Origin of the sequence: Flavobacterium sp. (assembly GCF_049318185.1) — a bacterium.
Taxonomy (GTDB): domain Bacteria; phylum Bacteroidota; class Bacteroidia; order Flavobacteriales; family Flavobacteriaceae; genus Flavobacterium.
Genome location: NZ_JBMOGV010000206.1, coordinates 1 through 2,360 on the forward strand (window position 1 = coordinate 1; position 2,360 = coordinate 2,360).

General features: G+C 32.3%; 2 protein-coding genes. Both read right to left on the minus strand.

The genetic code is table 11. From position 1 onward, the window contains the following. Positions 1–317: 317 nt before the first annotated feature. The gene (locus ACOYLT_RS11565) at positions 318–1,886 is read right to left on the minus strand and encodes a hypothetical protein (RefSeq protein WP_422853995.1); all 1,569 of its coding nucleotides are present in this window, start codon (positions 1,884–1,886) and stop codon (positions 318–320) included. A 17-nt stretch (positions 1,887–1,903) separates the two neighbouring features. Continuing rightward, positions 1,904–2,360 (minus strand): type ISP restriction/modification enzyme (locus tag ACOYLT_RS11570; protein ID WP_422853996.1); only part of this gene is annotated, 457 nt, incomplete at its 5' end.

Below are 2,360 nucleotides of genomic sequence, written 5' to 3' on the forward strand. Positions count from 1 at the left end.
ACTAAATTATTTTCATAGAGTCTTTGACCTTAGGGGGATGTAGTTTGCCACTAACGTTTTGCAGCTACCCGAAGGGCGGGACTTTTACCACAAAATTTGATTTGAAATCCGCCGCGGCGGATGATTACCCACAAAACTGTCTTTGGAACACGAAACCCCGCCTTTTGGGTAGGTGCTGTTATGCCTTCGTTGTTCTTTTCTGTCACCCGTTGGTCTGTCTGCGGTGCGGTTGGACAGACACTCTCTTTGCGAAGCTTTGGTTGGAGCGTTGGCTCGTTTGGCTTGGCAATGTGTGTGGCTGTGAAGCGTTGGCATTGTCATTCTGTTATTTCTTTCGTTAATAATTTTCCTTCTAATGTGTTAAAAGTATAAACTGACTTGATAAATATTTCTTTGGCAACTGCTACATAGTTGTCATCTTTTAAATCGAAATATATTATTGCTTTTTTACACTTGTCATTCGAGTTACTGAAGCTGTGAGCTAAAAGACCTGACCGTAAATTCCATAAATGTTTTAAAAAAACAAACATATCTGGGATTTCCATTTGATTAACTTTTAGAAACTTTTCCAGTTTTTTAATTCCTCTATCATCCTTTTCAATAGTTATTGATTTTTCTAATTCAGATTCATTAAGTCTGTCAATTGTTATTATACTCAATGATAGTATTTGTTCACAAAATGATTTTACATTATTTGAAGTTGGTATATGTAAAGCATTAAAACGAAATTTGTCTTCATTTGCCAGGGGTTTATATAAACGCCAACCAAATTTTGTTTCCCACTTTTTATTGAATTGCTCGTATTTGTGCTTAAAAAATAAATCGGGAGTTTCTGGATGCTCAACCCAATTGCCCTCAATCATTGTCTGATAATATGCGTGACTAATCCCTTTTTGTGGTTGAATATTATAATGTTTCCAATGTAATTGCTCTTTATAAGGTAAATAACCCAATTCGATTAAAAACACAGCAACGTAATCTTCATTGTTATTATCAATTTTTAGAGTAAAATATTTTGATTTAACGTGCCATCCATCAACTTCATATCTGTTCGGTTCATTATAATATTTGTTGAGTACGTCTTTTTTAAAATAGGTTAACACAAAAGATTTTTCGTTGGTTTTGCTACAATCTTGATGAATTTCGTTACCATCTTTGTCATATCCAGTTATGAATTTCTCATAAATCTGATTTTCATAATCGAAGTGATAGCTTTTTGATTTTGAAGGGTCAAAACTGATTATTTTTTTGCCGAGAATCCAACTTTGAAATTTGCCGTCTAAAGGTCTTATCAAATGATTGTAGAAATAGTTTTCGCCCTTGAAATCTTCGTCAATAAATTTGATTTGATTTTCCTGTATTTCAATAATTCCGACTCTCATAAAATCAAAGCAAATTGAAAAATGAAGTTGTCGAATAGCAATATATTCCTTTAAGTATTTCAGCTTTATTTTTATTCTTTTGGGTTCAATGATTATGACTTCATCAAGGTCTCCTAAATCATCTATAAAAAAGAATTTTCGATTTTGTTTATTCTCTCCTCTTTCAAATAATTTAAAGTATAAAACAAATTCTTCTGAAATATCAATGTATTGATCATCTCCATCATTAAAATTAAAATGTTTAATAAAAATAAAAGGTTCAAATCCGTCCTCTGAATAAGTTTTATAAGTGCCGTCTCCAAAAACGGCAGGTTTCCCTTCATAGTATGGTCTTATAACCCAATCAGTTTTAATCTTATAATCTTCAATTTTTGAAGAATCTACTAAACAGCAATAAATTAGGTCATCTTTTGTTGATTCATAAATGGTTAACCATCCATCTTTTATGAAAGTAGTTTCAATCTGCTTTATCCTATCAGTAATCAGGAAATAATCTTTTTCCATTTGCTAAAAATTCTTTTTTACTTTTTTTCTAAAATATCAATTTTTTCAATCTCTTTCATCAATCTATCTGTTTCACTCAATGCAACGATAATTTTCTGATAGTGTAAAATATCATCAAATTCCAGTTTTCTTTCCTTGCGGTCTTTGAGCCATTTTTGTGCTGGCTGATAACCACCAATAAAAAAGTCCCAAGCAATTTGCGGTACATTGTCGAAATACTGCGTGTCGTTGATGTAAACTTTGCCGTCTTGATATTTTGTTTTGCCAACTACATTGTTTCCGTCTATTGGATATTGTGTAATGTATTTTTCCACGATTGGGCTTTCCAATAAATGTATTTGTCGTATTTCTCCGCCTAACTTTGCCAAAGTCCAAAAGGTGTCTTTGTCTTTTGGATATGGTATTCTCGGGAAATCAATTTTTAAAAACTCTTTGTATTTCTCTCTGTACGTTGGCGAATGTAAAACTGCATAG

Excerpts from the sequence above, each read along its gene's own strand:
- ACOYLT_RS11565 (WP_422853995.1), bottom strand. The coding sequence starts at position 1,886 with ATGGAAAAAGATTATTTCCTGATTACTGATAGGATAAAGCAGATTGAA.